The sequence below is a fragment of the Endozoicomonas sp. ALC020 genome, assembly GCF_049275935.1.
Lineage (GTDB): Bacteria > Pseudomonadota > Gammaproteobacteria > Pseudomonadales > Endozoicomonadaceae > Endozoicomonas_A.
Genome location: NZ_CP184830.1, coordinates 6489262 through 6510210, shown reverse-complemented (window position 1 = coordinate 6510210; position 20949 = coordinate 6489262). Strand labels below are relative to the sequence as shown.

Annotated in this window: 21 protein-coding genes and 1 tRNA gene; 19 read left to right on the top strand and 3 right to left on the bottom strand. The window is 49.0% G+C overall.

Annotation, left to right across the window (positions count from 1 at the left end):
* The first annotated feature begins 92 nt into the window (after positions 1 to 92).
* From ruvB to queC, 11 genes are all read left to right on the top strand, one after another.
* Positions 93 to 1103 (top strand): Holliday junction branch migration DNA helicase RuvB, encoded by a 1011-nt coding sequence (gene ruvB / locus ACOJUO_RS24315; RefSeq protein ID WP_422134459.1) that lies wholly within the window; start codon positions 93 to 95, stop codon positions 1101 to 1103.
* Between the two features lie 60 nt (positions 1104 to 1163).
* Positions 1164 to 1628: a hypothetical protein gene (locus tag ACOJUO_RS24310; RefSeq protein ID WP_422138449.1), complete on the top strand. Its 465-nt coding sequence runs from the start codon at positions 1164 to 1166 to the stop codon at positions 1626 to 1628.
* A gap of 63 nt (positions 1629 to 1691) precedes the next feature.
* Entirely contained in the window at positions 1692 to 2105 is a 414-nt protein-coding gene (ybgC, locus tag ACOJUO_RS24305) for a tol-pal system-associated acyl-CoA thioesterase (protein ID WP_422134457.1), read from the top strand.
* A gap of 142 nt (positions 2106 to 2247) precedes the next feature.
* Positions 2248 to 2922 carry a protein TolQ gene (gene tolQ, locus ACOJUO_RS24300; RefSeq protein ID WP_422138448.1) on the top strand — a complete coding sequence of 225 codons (675 nt, stop codon included), beginning with the start codon at positions 2248 to 2250 and terminating at the stop codon, positions 2920 to 2922.
* Between the two features lie 19 nt (positions 2923 to 2941).
* Entirely contained in the window at positions 2942 to 3388 is a 447-nt protein-coding gene (gene tolR, locus ACOJUO_RS24295) for a protein TolR (protein ID WP_422134455.1), read from the top strand.
* A gap of 79 nt (positions 3389 to 3467) precedes the next feature.
* Positions 3468 to 4289 (top strand): energy transducer TonB, encoded by an 822-nt coding sequence (locus ACOJUO_RS24290; protein WP_422134454.1) that lies wholly within the window; start codon positions 3468 to 3470, stop codon positions 4287 to 4289.
* Positions 4286 to 5755, top strand: a complete 1470-nt coding sequence (tolB, locus tag ACOJUO_RS24285; protein WP_422138447.1) for a Tol-Pal system beta propeller repeat protein TolB — start codon at positions 4286 to 4288, stop codon at positions 5753 to 5755. Before ACOJUO_RS24290 ends, tolB begins: the two co-directional genes overlap by 4 nt.
* Before the next feature lie 288 nt (positions 5756 to 6043).
* On the top strand, positions 6044 to 6604 hold the full coding sequence (locus ACOJUO_RS24280) for an OmpA family protein (RefSeq protein WP_422134452.1): 561 nt from the start codon (positions 6044 to 6046) through the stop codon (positions 6602 to 6604).
* Positions 6605 to 6723: 119 nt separating this feature from the next.
* Positions 6724 to 7521 (top strand): tol-pal system protein YbgF, encoded by a 798-nt coding sequence (ybgF, locus tag ACOJUO_RS24275; RefSeq protein ID WP_422138446.1) that lies wholly within the window; start codon positions 6724 to 6726, stop codon positions 7519 to 7521.
* A 168-nt stretch (positions 7522 to 7689) separates the two neighbouring features.
* The gene (gene queE / locus ACOJUO_RS24270; RefSeq protein WP_422138445.1) at positions 7690 to 8340 is read left to right on the top strand and encodes a 7-carboxy-7-deazaguanine synthase QueE; all 651 of its coding nucleotides are present in this window, start codon (positions 7690 to 7692) and stop codon (positions 8338 to 8340) included.
* Between the two features lie 171 nt (positions 8341 to 8511).
* Positions 8512 to 9189 carry a 7-cyano-7-deazaguanine synthase QueC gene (gene queC, locus ACOJUO_RS24265; RefSeq protein WP_422134449.1) on the top strand — a complete coding sequence of 226 codons (678 nt, stop codon included), beginning with the start codon at positions 8512 to 8514 and terminating at the stop codon, positions 9187 to 9189.
* Between the two features lie 90 nt (positions 9190 to 9279).
* On the opposite strand, the gene ACOJUO_RS24260 is transcribed toward queC, so the two are convergent.
* A complete protein-coding gene (locus ACOJUO_RS24260; protein ID WP_422138444.1) occupies positions 9280 to 10641 on the bottom strand; it encodes an esterase-like activity of phytase family protein in 1362 nt (453 codons plus the stop codon).
* Between the two features lie 234 nt (positions 10642 to 10875).
* Here ACOJUO_RS24260 and ACOJUO_RS24255 point away from each other — a divergent pair.
* Positions 10876 to 10951 (top strand) — tRNA-Lys (locus ACOJUO_RS24255).
* A gap of 101 nt (positions 10952 to 11052) precedes the next feature.
* Positions 11053 to 12099, top strand: a complete 1047-nt coding sequence (nadA, locus tag ACOJUO_RS24250; protein WP_422134447.1) for a quinolinate synthase NadA — start codon at positions 11053 to 11055, stop codon at positions 12097 to 12099.
* 33 nt (positions 12100 to 12132) lie between these two features.
* On the opposite strand, the gene ACOJUO_RS24245 is transcribed toward nadA, so the two are convergent.
* A complete protein-coding gene (locus tag ACOJUO_RS24245) occupies positions 12133 to 13587 on the bottom strand; it encodes a M48 family metalloprotease (RefSeq protein WP_422138443.1) in 1455 nt (484 codons plus the stop codon).
* Between the two features lie 387 nt (positions 13588 to 13974).
* On the opposite strand from ACOJUO_RS24245, the gene ACOJUO_RS24240 reads away from it, so the two are divergent.
* Positions 13975 to 14217, top strand: a complete 243-nt coding sequence (locus ACOJUO_RS24240) for a sulfurtransferase TusA family protein (protein ID WP_422134445.1) — start codon at positions 13975 to 13977, stop codon at positions 14215 to 14217.
* An 80-nt stretch (positions 14218 to 14297) separates the two neighbouring features.
* Positions 14298 to 15365 carry an AI-2E family transporter gene (locus ACOJUO_RS24235; protein WP_422134444.1) on the top strand — a complete coding sequence of 356 codons (1068 nt, stop codon included), beginning with the start codon at positions 14298 to 14300 and terminating at the stop codon, positions 15363 to 15365.
* Positions 15366 to 15455: 90 nt separating this feature from the next.
* On the opposite strand, the gene ACOJUO_RS24230 is transcribed toward ACOJUO_RS24235, so the two are convergent.
* Positions 15456 to 15923: a peroxiredoxin gene (locus ACOJUO_RS24230; protein WP_422134443.1), complete on the bottom strand. Its 468-nt coding sequence runs from the start codon at positions 15921 to 15923 to the stop codon at positions 15456 to 15458.
* A 286-nt stretch (positions 15924 to 16209) separates the two neighbouring features.
* Here ACOJUO_RS24230 and dapA point away from each other — a divergent pair, with 286 nt between their 5' ends.
* The 4 genes from dapA (at position 16210) to ACOJUO_RS24210 (ending at position 20914) form a co-directional block, all read left to right on the top strand.
* Positions 16210 to 17085 carry a 4-hydroxy-tetrahydrodipicolinate synthase gene (gene dapA, locus ACOJUO_RS24225; protein WP_422138442.1) on the top strand — a complete coding sequence of 292 codons (876 nt, stop codon included), beginning with the start codon at positions 16210 to 16212 and terminating at the stop codon, positions 17083 to 17085.
* 114 nt (positions 17086 to 17199) lie between these two features.
* Positions 17200 to 18342: an outer membrane protein assembly factor BamC gene (gene bamC, locus ACOJUO_RS24220; RefSeq protein WP_422138441.1), complete on the top strand. Its 1143-nt coding sequence runs from the start codon at positions 17200 to 17202 to the stop codon at positions 18340 to 18342.
* A gap of 135 nt (positions 18343 to 18477) precedes the next feature.
* Entirely contained in the window at positions 18478 to 19581 is a 1104-nt protein-coding gene (locus ACOJUO_RS24215; protein ID WP_422138440.1) for a phosphoribosylaminoimidazolesuccinocarboxamide synthase, read from the top strand.
* A 472-nt stretch (positions 19582 to 20053) separates the two neighbouring features.
* Entirely contained in the window at positions 20054 to 20914 is an 861-nt protein-coding gene (locus ACOJUO_RS24210; RefSeq protein WP_422138439.1) for a tetratricopeptide repeat protein, read from the top strand.
* The last annotated feature ends 35 nt before the right edge of the window (positions 20915 to 20949 follow it).

Sequence of the window (20949 nt, the reverse complement as noted above, 5' to 3'; positions counted from 1 at the left end):
CGATTAAATGTAGCGTTTTGTTCCCAAAGCTGGATTATTTTTTTAACAGACTGGAGATGGTACGCTGAGAGTAATGGTAGACGAGCTAGAACATGATTGAAGCAGATCGATTGATATCCTCCTCAGAACGCCCTCTGGAAGAGGTGCTGGATCGGGCTATTCGCCCGGTAAAACTGGCTGATTATGTGGGACAGCCAAAAGTCAGGGAGCAGATGGAAATTTTTATCCAGGCTGCAAGACTTCGTAATGATGCCCTTGATCATACCCTTATATTCGGACCTCCGGGGCTGGGTAAAACCACGCTTTCCCACATCCTTGCCAATGAGATGGGCAGCAATATTCGAACGACTTCTGGCCCGGTGCTGGAAAAAGCGGGTGACCTGGCAGCTCTTCTGACCAATCTTGAGCCCAATGACATTCTGTTTATTGATGAAATTCACCGCCTCAGTCCGGTAGTGGAAGAAGTATTGTATCCGGCGATGGAAGATTATCAGCTGGACATCATGATCGGTGAAGGCCCTGCTGCGCGATCTATCAAGCTGGACCTGCCTCCCTTTACCTTGGTGGGAGCTACAACCAGGGCGGGTCTGCTGACGTCTCCGCTCCGGGATCGTTTTGGTATTGTACAGAGGCTGGAGTTTTATAATATTGAGGACCTGACTTATATCGTAGAACGTTCTGCCGGAATTCTCGGGGTGGGGATTGATAAGGAAGGTGCAGGAGAGATTGCCCGACGCTCCAGAGGAACGCCCAGAATTGCCAACCGATTGCTGAGAAGGGTGCGTGATTTTGCCGAAGTAAAGGGGAATGGTGTGATCCACAAGGAGACGGCCGATGCCGCATTGAATATGCTGGATGTTGATGCCAGCGGTTTTGATCATATGGACAGACGGCTGCTGTTGGCCATGATCGAAAAGTTTGATGGTGGGCCGGTCGGGGTAGACAGTCTGGCGGCTGCCATCAGTGAGGAGAGGGATACCATCGAAGATGTCCTGGAGCCTTATCTTATTCAACAGGGCTATATGATGAGAACCCCCAGAGGGCGGATGGTCACCAAGCACGCATACTTGCATTTTGGGCTTGACTACCGGATAGAAGAATAAGTCTTTCCGGTTTAATATCTGGATCGTTCTTTTGAAAAACGAGTGGCTAAGGAAACGCTGATGCTCATGAGAATTTTAGGAATCTACTGTCTATTTGTTCTGTCGCTCACTGCTCTGAGTGGTTGTCAGACTATTACTACGGAAGCGGCGCCAATGCGTCCAGGGTTCTACTCTGCACCTTTCTCTGTCTCGGCGGCAAGTTGCTCGCAGGTGCTTCATGGTTCCAGCCAGCTGCCGATTGATCTGTATCATGCCGGAGTCTGCTTCGAGCAGGGAGTGGGTACAACAGCTTCCTTAGCCGAGGCTGTTGAGCGTTACTCCATGGCGGCTCGATGGGGGATTCCGGAAGCCACCCAAGCCTTGAAACGTTTGCACAAACCCGTTCCAGCTCCTGATTTGCTGCAACGCAGAACAGAGCAGGAACAACGCCTGAACAAGCAGAGACTGGATGAGGAAAAACTCAATAAAGGCTCCTATCCTCCGCCTCATAATTTCCCTCATTGTGGTCGTTCATCGTGTTATTAACTTGCCAGGGTATCGGCGTCTCTGGCAGTCTCTGATCTGGTTTAATGTTATGTGTACTGCTCTGTGACTGATACCTTTTCTATTCCCATTCGAGTCTATTATGAAGATACCGATGCCGGCGGCATCGTATATCACGTCAATTACCTGAAGTTTATGGAGCGAGCCAGAACCGAATATCTGCGAACTACCGGTTATGACCACCAGAAGTTGTTGAAGGAAAAGAAGCAGCTGGTAGTGGTTGATGCTTCTGTTCAGTTCAAACACATTGCCCGGTTGGATGACTCTCTTAACGTGACTGTCGCAGTTGAAAGTATGGGTAAAGCCAGGATGGTTTTTCTGCAACAGTGTTTTCGTGAAGGTCTTTTGATATGTGAAGGTCGGTTTGTGGTGGCTTGCCTGAACAGTCAGAGCAGAAAGCCCACAGCGATTACAGAATCCTTACGGAATAAATTAAGTCCTGACAGCAATTCGCCCTGAGATTGGTGGTACTATCCATAACTGCCTGTTTATCATGAAAATGCAGTCACAGCGTCTGGCCCGATTCCAGAATGATTGTCGATGATCATTTCTCTAACAAGTATTAATCAAATTAAAAGCGAGGTTTTCAGTGGCAGATAGCATGTCCATTTGGTCACTGGTAGGCAATGCCAGTTGGATCGTTTTACTGGTGCTGATACTGCTGGTGGTGGCATCTGTTGTTTCCTGGGTGATGATCGTTCAGCGTGGCGTACTCATTCGTTCCGCTCAACGCAATATGACGGCCTTTGAAGATCGCTTCTGGTCGGGGATGGATCTGACCCAGCTCTATAAAGAGCTGGACAAAGAAGAAGACCTGGGTGGTCTGGAATTGGTTTTCCGTTCAGGCTTTAGTGAGTTTTCCCGCATGCGTTCTCAGGGTACTGGAGAGGCTGATGCTGTCATGGAAGCCACACAGAGAGCCATGAGAGTGGCCATCTCCCGTGAGCAGGAAAAACTGGAAACGCATCTGCCCTTTCTGGCCAGTGTCGGTTCGACCTGTCCTTATGTTGGTCTGTTCGGTACCGTAGTCGGCATTATGAACTCTTTCCGTGGGCTGGCAAATGTGCAGCAGGCCACTCTGGCATCGGTTGCTCCTGGTATTGCTGAAGCCCTGATGACGACAGCGGTTGGTCTGGTAGCTGCGATTCCTGCGGTGGTAGCTTATAACCGTTACGCATCCAGAGTGGAAGCCCTGCTGTCGAACTACGAGACCTTTGCGGATGAATTTTCCAGTATTCTTCATCGCAAGGTTCACAGTCGTCGCACTGCAGGCTAAGGGAGCGAGTAAAAAAATCATGGCTCGATCCAGAACCCGGCGCAAGCCGATGTCAGAAATCAACATGGTGCCGTTTATCGACATCATGATGGTCATGCTGGTGGCCTTTATGGTCAGTGCCCCGATGCTGACTCAGGGGGTAAAGGTAGAACTTCCGAAGGCAACCAGTAATCCGATGCCACTGCCTGATGATGCCAAGACTCTGATTATCTCTGTCCAGTCCGATGGCAAGTTCTTTATTGATCTGGGCGGTCATCAGGAAAGTGCCAAAGGAATGGATGAAATCAGTGAGAAGGTAGGTAAGGTTCTTTCTGCCAGTCCCGAGACCCGGGTGTTGATAAAGGGGGATCGTAAAGTTGACTATGGCTCAGTGGTTGAGCTGATGGCCAGATTACAGGGAGTAGGTGTTAATGATGTGGGATTGATTACAGATCCTGCGTTGCTCAATGAACGGACGAAGCGCTGATGATAGAAAGTGTTATCCCCTGGTTTGACTGTCAGTCAGAACAAATCATGATCATGGTGTTGTGGAACGCAGGGCTGTAATGAAGAAAATTCCATTGATCGGTGCTTTATTGAATCATAAGCTTTTTCAGGGTTACGGGTTTGCAGTGGTGTTTTCCTTACTGCTGCACGTTCTGATACTGGGTCTGGTGTCCTGGGACTGGTCAACTGCAGATGAGTTGAGGATTGTAGCGCCAAAAAGTATCAAAGCCAGTGTCGTTGAAATTGCCCAGCCAAAGCCAATACCGCCAGCGCCCAAGCCTGTTGTAGACAACTCGGCACAAAAAGCTCGTGAGCTTGCTGCTCAGAAGCGCAAAGAAGAAGCCCGCCGACAGGCAGAAATTAAAAAACAGAAAGAGCTGGCTCTGAAAAAAGAGCATGCAGCCAAAGAGAAAGCAAAAAAGGAAAAAGCAGCTCGTAAAGAACAAGAGCGACAGCAGCGTCTGGCTGAAGAAAACAGGAAGAAAAAGCAACAGGAAGCGTTACTCAGACAGCTTGAGCAGGAGCGGGTTGCCCGTGAACAGGCTCAGGCAGTTGCTGCCGAGCAGGCAGAACAAGAGGCTGGAGAAGTAGCTTACTACTCCGAACTGCTGAAAAACCTTATTGCCCGGAACTGGAACCGACCGCCCAGTGCCCGTAACAATATGGTGGCTCTGGTTCAGCTCAGTCTGTCGCCTTTTGGTGACTTGCTGGAAGTAAGGTTGCTTGAAGGCAGTGGTAATGATGCCTATGATCGTTCTGTCGTACAGGCGATACAGAGGGCGGCGCCTTTTCCTGAATTGAAAAAGCTGGAACGGCGTGTGTTCGATAATAAATTCAAGCGCATTAACTTTAGGTTCAGGCCAGAGGATCTGGTGAGATGAAGCAACAACTGCAATGGTTTTCTGCCGGATTGTCGGGCAGCTTTAAAAGTAAGCAGACTGTCTTCAGGGAAGACACCTGTCGTCGTGTTTACCTATTAATCTCTTCTGCAATATTTTCATGGTTCCGAAGTAGGAGCGTTTTGGTCTCATCTCTGTTTGTTGCCCTGCTGTTATCAATGCAGAGTGCTCAGGCCATTCTCACAATCGAAGTAACCCAGGGTAATGACAAGGCCGTCAAGGTGGCAGTACCACCCTTCAGCTGGAATGGTAAGAAAATTCTGCCCGAAGATATGGCTTCTGTTGTAGAAGATAACCTTCATTTCAGCGGCCTGTTTGCAGCTTTGCCCAGAAAGGATATGCTCAGCTTTCCATCCAGTGCCAAAGATGTTGTTTACCGTGACTGGAATATACTGGGTGCTTCCTACCTGGTTACCGGAGAGGTTAAACAGGAAGGCAATACGTTTGAAGTGGACTATCAGCTGTTTGATATTGTTCGCCAGAAAAGCATTATGAAAGGCAGGGTTCGAGGCGATGAAAGTCAGCTGCGCGGGTTGGCTCATCATATCAGTGATGCGATATATGAAAAGATCACCGGTATTCCCGGCGATTTCTCGACCCGAATCATGTATGTCACTGCTGATCGTAAAAGTGCTGAACATACGGATTACAGTCTAAACTATGCCGATGCCGATGGTCAGCGCCAGCGCGAGATACTTCGTTCAAGAGAGCCTATACTGTCACCGAGCTGGTCACCCGACGGCAGTCGTGTTGCCTATGCTTCTTTTGAAACCGGTCGTCCGGCTATCTATATTCAGGAACTGGCTACCGGTAAACGTCAGAAGATAACTGACTTCAAAGGGTTGAACAGCTCTCCGGTATTTTCTCCTGATGGCAGGCAGTTGGCACTGGTTCTGTCCAAGGAGCAGAATCCGGACATTTATGTGATGGATCTGGCCACTGACAAACTCAGTCAGATTACATCACATTTCTCGATTGATACTGAGCCAGACTGGATGCCAGATGGGAAAAGTCTGATCTTTACATCTAACCGGGGAGGCAGTGCCCAGATTTATCAGATCGGTCTTGAAAGGTTGTCGAACGGTACTGTGGTTGCTGAAGGCAAACCTAAACGGCTGACGTTTACTGGTAAATTCAATGCCCGTGCTAAAGTATTCCCTGATGGTAAATCTCTGGCACTAGTCCATAAAGGTCAGGGAGCCACAGAATTTAACATCGCCATTCTGGATCTTGATACTGGACGACTGCGTCAGCTTACGTCTGCCCGGTTGGAAGATTCACCCAGTGTTTCCCCTGGGGGCCGTCGTCTAATCTATGCGGTATCGGGAGGCAAAAACGGGGAGCTTGGCATTGTTACAGCGGATGGTCGGGTAAAATATCGCTTGCCATCGGCCGAGGGTGATGTCAGAGAGCCGGTTTGGGGGCCATCAATAGCTACACAGCGCTAAATCGGGTTGGATTGGTTCGCTGGAGTCAGTCGAACTTGGCATTCGAGCATAAAATTCAGTAGAGTGAGCCAGCTCTTCAAATGGTCTTGTGCGAATAGTTAATTTATTCAATCAAATTCATCTGTAGCGCTGGACGCTCTTTCCGGATTTCAGGCCGAAGAAGTTGCAAGTTCAGCTGACCCCCTTGGTATTCGGGCTAGTCCGGAGTCTGCAGTTCTGATACTGTACTGCATCAATCAATACATTGATTTTGATTTACCAACATTGAACGAACAATTGGAGCTTGTCATGCGTTTTGCCAATTTTGTCAAAGCCACCGCACTCACTGCCACTGCACTCTGGCTGGCTGGTTGTGCCTCTACAGGTGGTCAGAGTACTTCTGATGTTGAATCTAACACTGACTTCGCGACTGAAGAAGTTGTGATTGAAACCTTCCCTGCTTATAGCCCTGCTGTTCAAGCCGTAATTGATAGCGGTGAGATTCAGGCTACCCCTGAAGAGATCGAACAATTGCTGGCGCATAAAACTTATCACTTTGCTTTTGACAGCTCTAAGCTGAAAGAGAGCGATTATAAGGCTCTGGACGTACAGGCTATTTATCTGAATTCCTCTGAAGGCCGTGGCAAGAAAATCACCATTCAGGGTAATACGGATGAGCGCGGAACTCGCACATATAACCTGGCTCTGGGCGAGCGTCGTGCTAATGCAGTTAAGAACTACCTGGTCAGCAAGGGTGTATCTCCAAGCCGCATTGAAGTGATTAGCTTTGGTTTTGAGAAGCCTCTGGACCCGGCTCACAATGCAACTGCCTGGGCTATGAACCGTCGTGCTCACATTGTGATCAACTGATGGCCATAGTTTTAGAAAAATATTGATTTCATAATGCAGCCATGGCCCATTCACTGGTGCAAAGCCCTTGGGTGGGCAGCATTTCAGACTCATGGCTGCCCGACAGGGAATGAGACTGAATGCCTCTGAAACGATCTGTTTGCTCTGCTTTTGTTGTTGTCGGCCTGGCCTCTTATGTTCAGGCAGAGGTGCCGGTGGTGGACTCCCAGCCTTCTGGAAATGCTTATTCTGTCAAGAGTTCACAAACTCGTGAATCGACTTCAGTGGCATCATCGGCAGGAGGTACTGCCCACTTATTGAACCTGGTGGATGAGCTTCGTCAGGAGACCATGACCCTCAGAGGGCAGTTGGAAGAGCAGGCTTATCAGATCAGGCAGCTGCAGAAAGAGAACCGGGAGCGTTACCTGGATCTTGATCAGCGCATTTCTCGTCTGGGTGACTCTTCTGGTGAGGCGCCTGCTGCCGCAGGAGGCGCTTCAAACTCCCCGGTGACTTTACCTGCTATCGGTAACAAGCCTTCAGTGTCTGAGACTGGTGCCCGCGAGGAAGCTGCTTATCAGGCTGCTTTCTCCCTGATCAAGGACAAGCGTTTTGATGAGGCTATTACGGCCTTGAAAAAGTTGTTGAAAGACTATCCCAAAGGTCAGTTTTCGGATAATGCCCAATACTGGTTAGGTGAAGTTCAGATGGCTCAGGGCAAATACAAGGAAGCTCTGGGCGACTTTCAGTCTCTGATTGACAATTATCCGGACAGTCCGAAAGTATCTGACGCTACCTACAAGCTGGGTCGTATTCTTGATTTGCAAGGCGAAAAAGACGCTGCCAGGAAACACCTTGAATCAGTGATCAGTCAATACCCCGGCAGTGCTGCTGCCCGATTGTCAGATACCTATCTCAGGAATATGTCCGATTCCTGATTAATTCTGCCTGCCTCCGGGTGGGCGTCGACTCTGTTTGGGTATTTCATCCATTTCCTGTTTTCTCCCTTGAGGGGATCTTGCATTCTGCTCGGGCAGTTAAACCAAAATTGACTTAAGTAGGATGGGCTCCTAGTATTGCCGACCTGAATGTCTGGTGAGAGCTCAATGACTGCTGATACCCTCAGAATTACTGAAATTTTTCACTCCCTGCAGGGAGAGTCCCGTACCTCGGGCCTGCCTACAGTGTTTGTCCGTCTGACGGGCTGTCCACTTCGTTGTGTCTGGTGTGATACCGAGTACTCATTTCACGGTGGCACCCGTATGTCTCTCGACGAGATCATAAAGGAGGTAGACGACTATGGCGCTAAATATGTCTGTGTAACAGGCGGTGAACCTCTTGGGCAGCCAAATTGTCTGCCTCTGCTTGAGCAGCTGGTAGACAAAGGCTATGAAGTATCACTGGAAACCAGTGGTGCTCTGGATGTTTCCCTGGTGGATGAGCGAGTGGTCAAAGTGCTCGACCTCAAGCCACCGGCATCTGGTGAAAGTCACAGGAATCTGTACGAGAATATTGAACACCTTACCGCTAATGACCAGGTTAAGTTCGTCATTGCCAATCGGGAAGATTATGAGTGGTCGGTCAGTAAAATGTTGCAGTACAACCTTGCGGGCCGGGTGTCAGATATACTGTTTTCTCCCGTCAACGACCAGTTGGCTCCTGATCGGCTGGCTGACTGGATCATCTCAGACAAGCTTCCGGTTCGGTTTCAGGTGCAATTACATCGCGTGATCTGGGGCGACAAAGCCGGTGTTTGAGTCAAAATCCTAATCAGGTAGGCTGCAAGCTATTTAAGTTAACTCGTAAGCGTTTTATAACAGTCTGGTCAGCGCTGGATCGTCGATTGTCGCGAGCGTCGCTGTAACCCTCGACTTGGCCGCATTTATAGAAAAGCAGGCCATGAGCGAAGAAAAATAGGAATAAAGAGCATGACAAAAAAAGCAGTCATTTTACTGTCCGGTGGTCTGGATTCTTCCACAGTACTCGCCATTGCCAGAGATCAGGGATATGAGTGCTATACCGTCAGCTTTGATTACGGTCAGCGACACAGAGCAGAACTCGAAGCCTCTATTCGTGTTTCTGAGGCATTGGGTGCCAGGGATCATAAAACCCTGAAACTGGACTTGCGTGATCTTGGTGGCTCTGCTTTGACAGATGATGATATTGATGTCCCTGAGGATCTGGGCGAGGGTATCCCTGTAACTTATGTACCAGCACGAAATACTGTATTTCTTTCTCTGGCACTGGGTTGGGCTGAAATTCTCGGTGCCCGGGACATTTTCATTGGCGCTAATGATGTAGATTATTCCGGCTATCCGGATTGTCGTCCTGAGTACCTCGAGGCTTTCGAGAAAATGGCTAACCTGGCCACCAAAGCGGGAGTTGAAGGGGATCACTTTCATATCCGCGCTCCACTGCTGGAGCTGACCAAGGCTGAGATCATAAAGGAAGGCAGTCGTCTGGGGGTTGATTACGGGATGACCGTTTCTTGTTATCAGGCTGACGAACAAGGTCGCGCCTGTGGTGTCTGTGACAGCTGCCGCTATCGTAAAAAGGGCTTTGCCGAAGCCTCTGTCGCCGACCCAACGCCTTATGTAGAATCTTGAGTGATCCAACCTGACCGCTGAACGTTTGCAGGTCTGTTCAAGTTCATACTGTCGTTCTCAAGCCAGTCCTGAGTACGGCAGTCAGGAGATCTATTGCATCTTGAACAGTTTTTCAGGCACTCTGAAGAAGATAACATCAGTGCTTCTTGGCTTGGGAAAATTGGCACCATTATCGCCAACCAGAACCAGTAGCCTGCTGTCGTCAGTCCCGTGAGGTCCAATCGTCACCCCTTCGATATTGATTCTTTTAAAGTCCGGGAAGGTTTTTTCAAAATCCCGGGTGCTCAGCAGAAGCTTCTTTCTCAGTAAGGGCAGAGACGTATTAGCAGTCTCTTTCGGTTGCTCTTCTGGACAGGTGCATTTATTGCCCTGGGTTGGGGGAAGAGGGTTATCCAGATCAACCAGATAAACTTCCGTGTATGTATAGTTTACGGTTTTTCTGTCGGCTTTCCTGATGAAATTTTTTTCGATGACAAGAAACTGGTGATTGTTGACGGCCTGGGCGTCGCTGATGCTCTGTACAATGACGTCTACCTCGGGGTTGTAAAGCTCTGCAGGAACAGAAGTGGGCTGATAGTGGTATTGAATGTCTGGTTTCACAGAAGCTGAAACCTGATGGACCGCTTCAGCCATTGAGAAACGCAATACCCGACCAGGTACAGGGCCTTTATGATGTTGTTTATCCTGAAGAATCCCCTGTTCAGATATAGCAAGATAATCAGGGGTTCCCGGAAGGTGGATGACAGTTTCGAAGCCCCGGTTTCGCTTGACCCCCTTTTTATTGGGGTCTTCACTGTGCCAGTTGAACTGAGTGTCATAGATGCCGGGTACCCAGTGAGGTATCTTCCAGTCAAAGCGCCAGCCGATATTGGAAAATTCTCTGGGGTATTGGTATGCGCCCAGAAGAGATCCGTCTCTTCCTACTTTCAGAAGAGAGCTGTGAATATTCCATCCAGGGAATCGAATCCAGGGGCAGACCAGGTTGAACAGAAAGGTCGCGTTTTGTTCCGAAGCGACCAGAAAAGCACTGTCGCCAAGAAAGTCAAAGCCTTCTGTATCAATATGCCCATGGGTTGTCCAAAAAACAGAGTCATTAGGTTCAATGACAACTTCTCTGACCCGTCTGCCAGACTCTTGCAAGAAAGTACCTTTGCTTTTTGGAATGCCTTTCCTGGTAATCAGGGTTTCTTCCGGGATGAGATAGTATCGGGGCAAGCCGTTTTTGTTGTAATAGTTGGGAATGGCCCCGGTATCATCTGAAAGCAGAATGAATTGATTGTAGGCTTTGTCGTAACGGATGGAAGAAATTCCCAGGATTGGCTGATCTTCACTGTAATCCAGCTTTTTACTGCCGAGAAGCATTACTCCGTTCTGGCTGGCAATGGCAGCTTCAGAGGATAACAAAGCGTAGGTAAAAAAAAGGGAGAGAGGCCATAATCCTTTGGATGACATGAGGCTACCTTAGTTAAAGGAGGTTTATAGAAACTGGTATAATCCTAGTCTAAATTCAGGACGTTACCGGAGGGTCAACTGGTCAGTTTTAGTGGAATACTTCAGGGTTGGAATCATTCGCAGATGAGTATTCAGTGACTAAACAGATGCGTTAGCGCCTGATACCTGACAGGCAGGGAAGGCTGAAGAAAAAACTTGCAAGATTTAACCGACTGAGTAATATGGCGCCGCGTCGGGTCGTTGGCTCAGTTGGTAGAGCAGTTGGCTTTTAACCAATTGGTCGTAGGTTCGAATCCTACACGACCCACCAACTCCTCTTCTCTTTTTCCCGGCTGTCTGAATCTTTCATTTGTGTTAAAATCGCGTGGATTTGCCTAATAATGTCTTCTAGAGACTTTCAGAACAATTTTTATGAGTGTACTTAGTGATAGAGCATTTGTTCAGGAGCATCTCGGTAGCGCACCCGTTCAGGGCCTGGACGAAGCAAAAGAGCAAGCACTGAAGCAGAAAGTGCGAGAGCTTCTGGAACAGGAAAACGCTGTTCTTGTTGCTCATTATTACACTGACCCTGTCGTTCAGGCGCTGGCCGAAGAAACCGGTGGTTATGTAGCGGACTCCCTGGAAATGGCTCGCTTTGGACGTGATCACTTTGCGGATACTCTGGTCGTTGCTGGCGTTCGCTTTATGGGTGAGACTTCCAAGATTCTCAGCCCTCAAAAACGTGTTCTGATGCCAACGCTGGAGGCAGAGTGCTCTCTTGATCTTGGCTGTCCGGTCGATGAGTTTTCGGCTTTTTGTGATCAGCACCCCGATCGTGAAGTGGTTGTCTATGCCAATACATCTGCGGCGGTAAAAGCACGGGCTGACTGGGTTGTGACTTCCAGTTGTGCTGTGGACATCGTTGAGCATCTGATGGATCAGGGCAAAAAAATCATCTGGGGGCCGGATAAATATCTGGGCAGTTACATCCAAAAGAACACCGGGGCAGACATGCTGCTCTGGAACAGTAGCTGTATCGTTCATGAAGAGTTCAAGGCCAGGGGTATTGAAGACCTCAAACGGGTTTACCCGGATGCTGCGATTCTTGTGCACCCTGAATCACCAGACTCTGTTGTCCAGGTGGCAGACGTCGTTGGTTCTACCAGCCAATTGCTGAAAGCCTCTCAGGAAATGCCAAACTCAACCTTTATCGTGGCAACGGATCGAGGTATTTTCTACAAAATGCAACAGGCTTCCCCAGACAAGTCTTTTGTAGAAGCTCCAACTGCGGGTAGCGGTGCTACCTGCAAGAGTTGTGCCCATTGTCCGTGGATGGCAATGAACTCTCTGGAAGCACTGGTTCAGTGTCTGGAAAAACCAGGCAAGTTGAATCTGGTGAATGTCGATGATGAGTTGCGAGAGAAGTCTCTGATTCCTCTGAATCGTATGCTCGACTTCACGGCATCACTATCAGCCTGAGGTATGGCCGCCGACAATGACGGCCTTTTCTGATCAGCTTTTTTCAAGTTTCTTACGATATTCGAATATGTCGTTTAACTTTTTGTCGATCTTGGCTCTCAGGGCGTAATTATCTCCCACCATTTTTCGAGCAAACTGAAGGTGCTTGATGGCATCGTCAAGATTGCCTGTTAAGAAGAAGTACTCTGCCCGAGCCTGGTGTAAGCCCAGAATGTCATCGGACTGACCCTGGGCTTCCGCCAGTTCATACCAGATATCCGGGTCGTCGGGTCGACTGCGACTCAGTTTCAGAAGAAGGTCTCTGGCTTCGCTGAATTTTTTTGCCTGAATCAGAATATCCGCTTTGGTCGCCATCAACGGATAGTTATCCAGATGAATTGAAAGCGCCGCATCCAGTCGTTTAATCGCTTCATCGGATTTTCCGGTAACTGATTCGAGTCTGGCCTGAGCCATAATCAAATGCAGGTTGCGAGGGTGTTTCTTCAGCAGCGCAGTCAGTTCTTTTTCTGCTGTTTTGTAATCTCGTGCTTCAATGCTCGCCAGTGCAAGACCATAGCGGGTAATGTCTTCCGAGCTGGTATGACTGGACTCCAGCTCCTTCTGTAACTGATGTGCGTAACGGGCCGGATCTTCGGTGCTGAGTACGAACAGTCTCATTCGAATTAAAGAATAATCAAGGCTGCTGCCCTGGGAACCCTTGGAAGGCAATTGTGCAGCTCTGGCTCTGGAGTCTGAAATACGGTTGTCGGTAACAGGGTGCGTCAGTAGAAACTCCGGAGGTCTGCTTTGATAACGCCTGGACTTGTTCATGTTCTCAAATATTTCAGGCATGGCCTGAGGATCAAAGCCCGCCTTGGCAAGAGTCAGAATGCCAATATTGTCTGCTTCGCGCTCAAATTGTCTGCTGAAGCGCAAACGACTGGACTGGATGCCGGCCATCGTTGTTGATAGTGCTGCGGCACCTACTTCAGTTCCTGCTGTTGCCATCAGGACAACCGATGCAAGAACAGCGGCAGCGGTCGGCAGGCTCTTGTTTTTGGCGTCTTCAACATTTCGGGCGTAATGGCGCTGGCTCAGGTGTGCTAATTCGTGAGCGAGTACGGCAGCAAATTGAGCCTCTGTGTCCGCGTTGAAGAACAGTCCGGAGTTGACGCCGATGATTCCGCCCGGTGCTGCAAAAGCGTTCAATACGCTACTGTCTATCACTATGGTGTTTAATCGGTGATCTTTAATCTCACTGAATTCAGCCAGGCGATAGGTGAGTCTTTCGAGGTATTCCTTGACCTCGGGGTCACTCACCGTACGGGTTCGGCTACGTATATATTTCAGATAAGTCTGTCCCAGCTCATACTCCTGTTGAGGCGAGACGACTGCGGAGGTGCTGTCCCCCAGTCTGGGCAGTTCAATTGGGGCCGCGCTTACCACTGCGGAAGAAGTTCCGAGCCAGGTGCTTAGCAGGGCTGCCATCAGGAAACCCGGTTGCTTCATAGAATATCCATACTCGTATAATCTGCGGTACACTGTATCGTCATAGAGGTGCTGGCTCAAACAGCCGTGAAAAAAAACATAGTATTTTACGGCCTCCTTACCTTTCGGGTGAGGCCGGAAGTGCGTTTATCATGACTGGCAACTTCTGGCGATGGAAAGAGCAGTCATCTCTCTATTCTACAGGTCAGCGACGTTTGCACCAGAGCCTTTTAGTGAGAGTCGGGTGTGGTAACAACTTGCCTGCCGTTTTTGGGCAAGTGTATGCATGGCACTTGGAAACATTTTTACACTGTAAGCGCTTTACTGGTTTATTAATTATCAGTCAGTGCAGCATAACATTGGCAGCAGAGTTCCTGTACAGCTGAATTTCAGCTTCGCTGAGGGAGAATGAGTTTCATTATGATAGAAGTGGATGTTGAACTGGATCTGAAGGGAATGAGTTGTCCGCTCCCTCTGCTCAAAGCCAAGCAGGCGCTCAGTAAAATGGATCAGGGCGAAGTGTTGCGGATTCAGGCCACAGATCCGGGCTCGGTTCGGGATTTTGCCAGCTTTGCCTGCATCAGTGGTCATAAACTGTTGGCCAGTGATGAAGCTTCAGGGGTATTTATCTTTACTCTCGAGCATAAATAAGATCGGATTGTTAATATCCCGAGCCAGACTGACAATAGACAACCTGGTCAGTTTTCTGAGTAAGTCATAAGGAAGAAAATATGCTGGATATCATCAGGGATTGGCTGAACCGTTACCTGTCAGATCATGAGGCTCTGGTGCTACTGTTGATGCTGGTGACCGGGTTTTTGGTCATCATCTTTATGGGGAATATGTTGGCCCCGCTGCTGGCGGCAATGGTATTGGCATTTTTGATGCAAGGTGTGGTGAACTTACTCGAAAAATGGGGGGTACCCCATCTCCTGGCCGTCAGCCTCATTTTCACTCTCTTTATGGCGGTTCTGCTTATTTCAATATTCCTGTTGATTCCATTGATCTGGCAGCAAGTCACCGGCTTACTGAATGAGCTGCCGAATATGGTGAGGCAGGGACAGATGATTCTGAAAGAATTGCCAGAGCTCTATCCAGCCTTTATTTCGGAATCCCAGACAGCGGCTCTCAGTAGTGCTATCAATATGCATCTGGCCAAGTTCGGACCCTGGGCGTTGTCGTTCTCTATCTCCAGGTTGCCTGGTGCCCTGGGTATCCTGGTTTATCTGATTCTGGTGCCCATCCTGGTATTCTTTTTTCTTAAGGATAAAACTGAACTGCTCGGCTGGATTGGTAACCGCTTACCTATGCGGCGTCGCCTGATTATTCAGGTGGCGGACGAAATGAATGACCAGATTGCCAACTACATACGGGGTAAGGTTATTGAAATTTTGATTGTTGGTGGAGTCAGTTTTGTGGCTTTTGCCTGGCTGGGGTTGAACTATGCCGTTCTGCTGTCTGTGCTGGTGGGCTTTTCAGTAGTGGTTCCCTATATCGGTGCCACTGTGGTTACCATTCCTATTGCCCTGATTGGTCTGTTTCAATGGGGTGTGGGACATGAGTTCATGATGCTGATGATTGTGTACGGCATCATTCAGGCTCTGGATGGCAATGTTCTGGTTCCCCTGCTGTTTTCCGAGGCGGTTAACCTGCACCCGGTTGCTATTATTGTTGCGGTTCTGGTGTTTGGGGGAGTCTGGGGCTTCTGGGGAATATTCTTTGCTATTCCGCTGGCGACCCTGCTAAAGGCAGTGATGAATGCCTGGCCCAGTGTGCATGATGTGGAAAAGGTCAGCTAGCTTTTCATCAATACAACGAAACCGGTCCATCTGATTATCATTGGAATATTTCTTTGAGGGCCATCACGGATAGATGGCCCGTTTGGATGATTAACCCAGTGCCTGAGTAGCCTGTAGAACGTCTTCTACATGGTTTTTGATCCGTACCTTACGCCACTCGTGTTGCAGGGTGCCCTCACGATCAATGAGGAACGTGCTGCGCTCAATTCCCATGTACTCTTTGCCGTACATATTCTTTAACTTGATGACATCAAACAGTTTGCAGAGTTCTTCGTCCGGATCGGAGATCAGCTCGAACGGGAACTCATGTTTAGCCTTGAAATTTTCGTGAGATTTCAGGCTGTCACGGGAGACACCGAAAATCAGGGTGTCAGCTTCCTGAAATTCCTGGAACAGATCCCGGAAAGTCTGGCCTTCACTGATGCAGCCCGGAGTGTTGTCTTTGGGGTAGAAATAGATGACGACCTTCTTGCCTTTCAGTTCGGACAGGGTGACGGTGGTGTTATTGGTTGCCTGGGCGGTGAATTCCGTAACGGGTTGGCCTAGGGTAAAACTCATTGTTCTTCCTTCGATTCTCTTGTCTTTGATAGTAAGTCTGAATAGTAAACGGTTGTCTCTGCTTCAGCTGGCTTTAATAGATGTCAGAATTTTATATTCAGCCACAAAAACGGCCAGATCAACAGATTGTTTTCAGATGCAGCGAACCTGTAGCATAGTGCGAATGACTGACAATGGTCTATAAAGCTGGACTGAGTCGGGCAGAATGTCAACGCTGCTCTTGTTAATGCCGGTGCGCGTCAGTAACATTATGCACAGCTTATGACTGATCTCTTGGAGTGGATAGATGATTACCGGTAGCCTTGTAGCGCTTGTGACCCCGATGCAGGACGATGGAGAGCCGGACTGGGAACGTCTCCAGAAACTGGTTGAATTTCATATAGAGGAAGGTACTGATGGCATCGTGGCAGTGGGTACTACCGGAGAATCTGCTACTCTGACCGTGCAAGAACACTGCGAAGTGATTAAACGGATTGTCAGACAGGTTAGTGGCCGTATTCCGGTGATTGCCGGTACCGGAGGAAATTCTACCCAGGAAGCTGTTTTATTGACAGCAGAGGCAAAAATCCTGGGAGCTGATGCCTGCCTGCTGGTGACTCCTTATTACAACAAGCCAACCCAGGAAGGTTTGTACCTGCATTATAAAACCATTGCTGACTCTGTGGCCATTCCTCAGATTCTCTATAATGTACCCGGTCGTACCGCCGTGGATATGTTGCCTGAAACTGTGGCGCGTCTTTCCGGTCACGAAAATATCGTGGGTATAAAAGAAGCCACCGGCATTGTCGAGCGTGGCATCGAGATTCGTGAACTGTGCGGTAATGACTTTGCTATATACTCCGGTGATGACGCTACCGGCATGGAGATGATGTTGCAGGGCGCTAACGGTGTTATTTCTGTAACCAATAATCTGGCTCCTCGGAAAATGCATGAAATGTGTGTAGCGGCTCTTAATGGAGATCGCGCTACAGCCGAGGCGATTAACGCTAAACTGGACGGATTGCATCAGAATCTGTTTGTTGAGGCGAATCCGATTCCTGTGAAATGGGCGTTGTCGGAAATGGGACTGATTGGAGAGGGCATACGCCTGCCACTGACGCCCTTGTCCGAAGGTTGCCACCCGGTTCTACGTGAAGCCTTGAAGCAGGCTGAACTGATTTAATTATTCAAGGGACCAGGCGTTGAGCCTGATCCCGGCACCTGATTATGACTGAACCCGGGAAACAAAAGGTATCATCCGGGGGATTGTTATGGAGCTTTTCAGAATGGAGATCGTATGTCGCGAGTGATGAAAACCTTGCCGGTTATGGCCTGTGCTCTGGCACTGGCAGGTTGTTCCAATCCATTCGGCAAGGAGGGTTATTTCCGGGATAAATCCGGTGATTATACTCAGGCACGGGTGACCAGGTCGCTGGAAATACCTGAGCAAATGAATGCAGAGCCCATGGTGGAATCCTTGTCTATTCCGCCCATTTCTGCGGACCACTCGCAACTGGAATCCGATTTTGATGTGCCCAGACCTGACCAGCGCCTGACTCAGGAAGCAGGTGGCGTCTATACCATCGAAAGGGCAGGTGATGAAGAGTGGTTGCTGGTGGGGCATTCGCCCGGTGAAGTCTGGCCAAAAGTTCTGGCTTTCCTGGAAGAAAACAACATTCCGGCCAGATCCCGGGATGTCAAACAGGGCGTTCTTGAAACAGAGTGGACTGATCTGGGCAAAGACCCGGAAAAAGGTTATGTCTCCCGTGCCTTCAGTAAGTTGATGGGTGCTGAGGTGACCGGTCCTGTTGAAGATCGTTTCCAGTTCGAAGTGCGCCAGGGTGTGAAACCAGATTCCTCTGAGGTGCGTTTGAAGATCAAGTCTCGCGCCGTTCCTGAAGAAGGCCAGAGAATCACCACTGAGCCAGGGTGGAACAACTTTGCTGGGCGCAGTCAGAAGATGGTTGACAGTATATTGAATGAACTGCTGCTGTTCATGGTGCGTGATGGCAGTGAAAAATCCGTCTCTTATCTGGCTCAGGATCTGAATCTGGGCAACCAGGCTGTTATGGAGCAGGACGGTGCTGGTAATCCGCTACTGAGAATGGATCAGCTCTCCTATGCCCGTAGCTGGTCTGCTGTTGATGCTGCACTGCAACAGGCTGGGGTGGATGTGACCGATAAGAACCGCTCCGCAGGTATTTTCTACCTGCAGGTAGATCCTGAAGGAGTGGTCAAAAAAGACAAAGAATCCAGTGGCTGGTTCAGTGGTTGGTTTGGCGGCGATGAAAAGAAAGAGGCACCCAAGGATGTTCTGTTAATGAGAGTTTCAGAATTGAATGGGGTCGTCAGGGTCTCGGTAGAAAAGGATGCCAATACCTCAGCACCTGCCGAGATCAGTCGTAAGTTGCTGAATCTTGTGAAGGAAAACCTCAAATAGGGTAGAATCGCATTGTAAAAGCCAGTCTCCATGACTGGCTTTTTTGTTTTGTTTGCCAGGCAACGAAACAGTTCCATGGAGCGGCTCCTGTTCGCTTCAGTTGATTGTCCATTAGTAGAATGCAGGATGTTGGCAATGAGCTTTGCTGATAAAGTACTGGCCGTAAATAACGACCTTCCTATTCGAACAGAGCTTCCCGTGCACTCAGGTAAGGTCCGCTCTGTTTATTGGTTGACAGAGGCGGACAGCCGTCGTCTGATCAGGGAAAAGGGCTATGATGTAGCCGGTGATACGCCTCTGGCTATCATGGTGATTTCTGACCGGATGAGTGCCTTTGACTGCATCTGGAAGGGTGAAGGAAACATGCAGGGTGTACCCGGAAAAGGGGCTGCCCTGAATGCGATCTCCAATCACTGGTTCAAATTGTTCAGGGAATCGGGGCTGGCTGACAGCCACATACTGGATATTCCCCATCCCTTCGTCTGGATCGTTCAAAAAGCCCGGCCAGTGATGATTGAAGCGATCTGTCGTCAATACATTACAGGATCCATGTGGCGTGCCTACAGCAAGGGTGAGCGTGATTTCTGTGGTATCCGGCTTCCGGATGGTCTTGAGAAGGATCAGAAATTACCGGAGTTGCTGATAACACCTTCCACCAAGGGTATTCTGAAAGGGATTCCCGGTGTGCCGGAGGTGGATGATGTTAATATCACTCGTGCTGACCTTGAGGCAAATTACAGGTCTTTTAACTTTCACAAGCCCGAAGATATTGATCGTTATGAAAGGCTTCTTAAAGAAGGCTTTGATGTCATTTCCGAAGCCCTTGGCAAGCTGGATCAGGTGTTTGTGGATACCAAGTTTGAGTTTGGGTATGTCGCCACTGCCAGTGGTCAGGACAGGCTAATTTACATGGATGAAGTAGGAACACCGGATTCATCCAGAATCTGGGACGGTGCGTCATACAGAGTGGGTAAGGTGGTGGAAAACTCCAAGGAAGGTTTTCGCCAACAGTTGCTGAATTATTTTCCTGACCCTGACATTCTGCTCAACAAGGACAGAATGCACGAGCGACGGGCCCTGGCCGAAGAAAACGAGCTGCCTCAATCCATTATGATGGCTGTATCCAGAACCTATCTGGATATTGCTGAGCGCATTACAGGCGAGCCTGTTCAACTCTCAGACAGCCCCAAAGCCGAAATTGTAGCCATTCTCAAGGATCAATATGGTTTGATTGATTAAAGGTTTTAGTCGGGCGTTCTTCAGTCGTTTGAGCCGGTTGACGGGGGTTGGCCGCTTAATAGCGATTGGTTATTAGCGAAAACCTGCGGTATGACGGTAATTTGCCCTCTTTTTTCAATAGATGATCTGAATAAGGCTTACGTCATCTGTTTTTTATGCACAAATGTCAAGCCCTTGACGTCAAAAAAACGCATCGGGTCTAAGTAATTGATTTTATAAGGATGAGTTGTAACTTGTTGAAAATTAAAGAAAAATAATTGATCAAAAAGTGATCGATTTGTATGTGAGGCAGTAAGAATCAGTCTTTCTGAATGATTTGGCAGGTTCTTCCACAAAGTTATCCACAGATTTTGTGGGTAAGATTGCAGTAATGCTTCACTAACAAGTCATATGAGCTGCCTTTAACGCCCTTTATGACAACTTTTTATTAAAGAATGCTGCACTCCTGACGAGGCGGCTAGAGAATCTGAGTATGAACGAATTGCCGAATATTGTTGATCTGACAGAAGAAAATGTTCGAGAAGTATTAGTTGAACAGTCGGCCCAGCGACCGGTGCTACTGGATATCTGGGCTGAGTGGTGTGAGCCCTGCAAAAGTCAGCTACCGATTCTGGCCAATCTGGTAGAGAGCTATCAGGGTAAGTTTTTGTTGGCCAAACTGGATGCAGATCAACCTCTGGGTCAGCAGTTAATGGCTCAGCTGGGTGTCCGCAGTGTCCCGACACTGGTTTTCTTCCATCAGGGACAACCTGTGCAGGTGTTGTCCGGTTTACAGACTGAGGTGGCTCTGAAAGAAGTGCTGGATCCTTTGACAATGAGCCCTGTGGAGCGTATACGTTTGCAGGTCGATCAGTTGATTGACGAGGGGCAGCACGAGCAGGCGCTGCTGCTGTTGCAGCAGATTTTACAGGAAGAGCCCGAAAATCAGGCGCTTCAGGTACTTCAGGTTAACCTTCTGCTGGAACTGGATCGTGTTGACGATGCCAAAGCCTTGATGGCTGCACTGCCTGCCGATGCCGCAGGCATTGCCCAGCCCAGGGCGAAGCTGGCTTTCTATGAGATGGTGGTCCGGGCACCGCAAATGGCAGAACTGGAAGCTCGCCTTCATGATGATGAAAACGATCATGAGGCTCGTTATCAGCTTGCTATCCGTCAGGTGATTGCCGATGACAATGAGCAGGCCCTGGAAAACCTTCTTTTGATTGTCAGAACAGACCGTGCCTTCCGTGAAGACGGAGCCAGACTGTTAATGTTGAAGGTTTTTGATCAGTTGGGGGCTGGAGACCCACTGGCCAAGCGTTATCGTGGCAAGCTGTTTGGGTTGATGCATTGACGGATTAGTGAGTTGGTATGAGTTGGGCTTCCTGT

Excerpts from the sequence above, each read along its gene's own strand:
- ruvB (WP_422134459.1), top strand. The coding sequence starts at position 93 with ATGATTGAAGCAGATCGATTGATATCCTCCTCAGAACGCCCTCTGGAA.
- ACOJUO_RS24310 (WP_422138449.1), top strand. The coding sequence starts at position 1,164 with ATGCTCATGAGAATTTTAGGAATCTACTGTCTATTTGTTCTGTCGCTC.
- tolQ (WP_422138448.1), top strand. The coding sequence starts at position 2,248 with ATGTCCATTTGGTCACTGGTAGGCAATGCCAGTTGGATCGTTTTACTG.
- tolR (WP_422134455.1), top strand. The coding sequence starts at position 2,942 with ATGGCTCGATCCAGAACCCGGCGCAAGCCGATGTCAGAAATCAACATG.
- ACOJUO_RS24290 (WP_422134454.1), top strand. The coding sequence starts at position 3,468 with ATGAAGAAAATTCCATTGATCGGTGCTTTATTGAATCATAAGCTTTTT.
- tolB (WP_422138447.1), top strand. The coding sequence starts at position 4,286 with ATGAAGCAACAACTGCAATGGTTTTCTGCCGGATTGTCGGGCAGCTTT.
- ACOJUO_RS24280 (WP_422134452.1), top strand. The coding sequence starts at position 6,044 with ATGCGTTTTGCCAATTTTGTCAAAGCCACCGCACTCACTGCCACTGCA.
- ybgF (WP_422138446.1), top strand. The coding sequence starts at position 6,724 with ATGCCTCTGAAACGATCTGTTTGCTCTGCTTTTGTTGTTGTCGGCCTG.
- queE (WP_422138445.1), top strand. The coding sequence starts at position 7,690 with ATGACTGCTGATACCCTCAGAATTACTGAAATTTTTCACTCCCTGCAG.
- queC (WP_422134449.1), top strand. The coding sequence starts at position 8,512 with ATGACAAAAAAAGCAGTCATTTTACTGTCCGGTGGTCTGGATTCTTCC.
- ACOJUO_RS24260 (WP_422138444.1), bottom strand. The coding sequence starts at position 10,641 with ATGTCATCCAAAGGATTATGGCCTCTCTCCCTTTTTTTTACCTACGCT.
- nadA (WP_422134447.1), top strand. The coding sequence starts at position 11,053 with ATGAGTGTACTTAGTGATAGAGCATTTGTTCAGGAGCATCTCGGTAGC.
- ACOJUO_RS24245 (WP_422138443.1), bottom strand. The coding sequence starts at position 13,587 with ATGAAGCAACCGGGTTTCCTGATGGCAGCCCTGCTAAGCACCTGGCTC.
- ACOJUO_RS24240 (WP_422134445.1), top strand. The coding sequence starts at position 13,975 with ATGAGTTTCATTATGATAGAAGTGGATGTTGAACTGGATCTGAAGGGA.
- ACOJUO_RS24235 (WP_422134444.1), top strand. The coding sequence starts at position 14,298 with ATGCTGGATATCATCAGGGATTGGCTGAACCGTTACCTGTCAGATCAT.
- ACOJUO_RS24230 (WP_422134443.1), bottom strand. The coding sequence starts at position 15,923 with ATGAGTTTTACCCTAGGCCAACCCGTTACGGAATTCACCGCCCAGGCA.
- dapA (WP_422138442.1), top strand. The coding sequence starts at position 16,210 with ATGATTACCGGTAGCCTTGTAGCGCTTGTGACCCCGATGCAGGACGAT.
- bamC (WP_422138441.1), top strand. The coding sequence starts at position 17,200 with ATGTCGCGAGTGATGAAAACCTTGCCGGTTATGGCCTGTGCTCTGGCA.
- ACOJUO_RS24215 (WP_422138440.1), top strand. The coding sequence starts at position 18,478 with ATGAGCTTTGCTGATAAAGTACTGGCCGTAAATAACGACCTTCCTATT.
- ACOJUO_RS24210 (WP_422138439.1), top strand. The coding sequence starts at position 20,054 with ATGAACGAATTGCCGAATATTGTTGATCTGACAGAAGAAAATGTTCGA.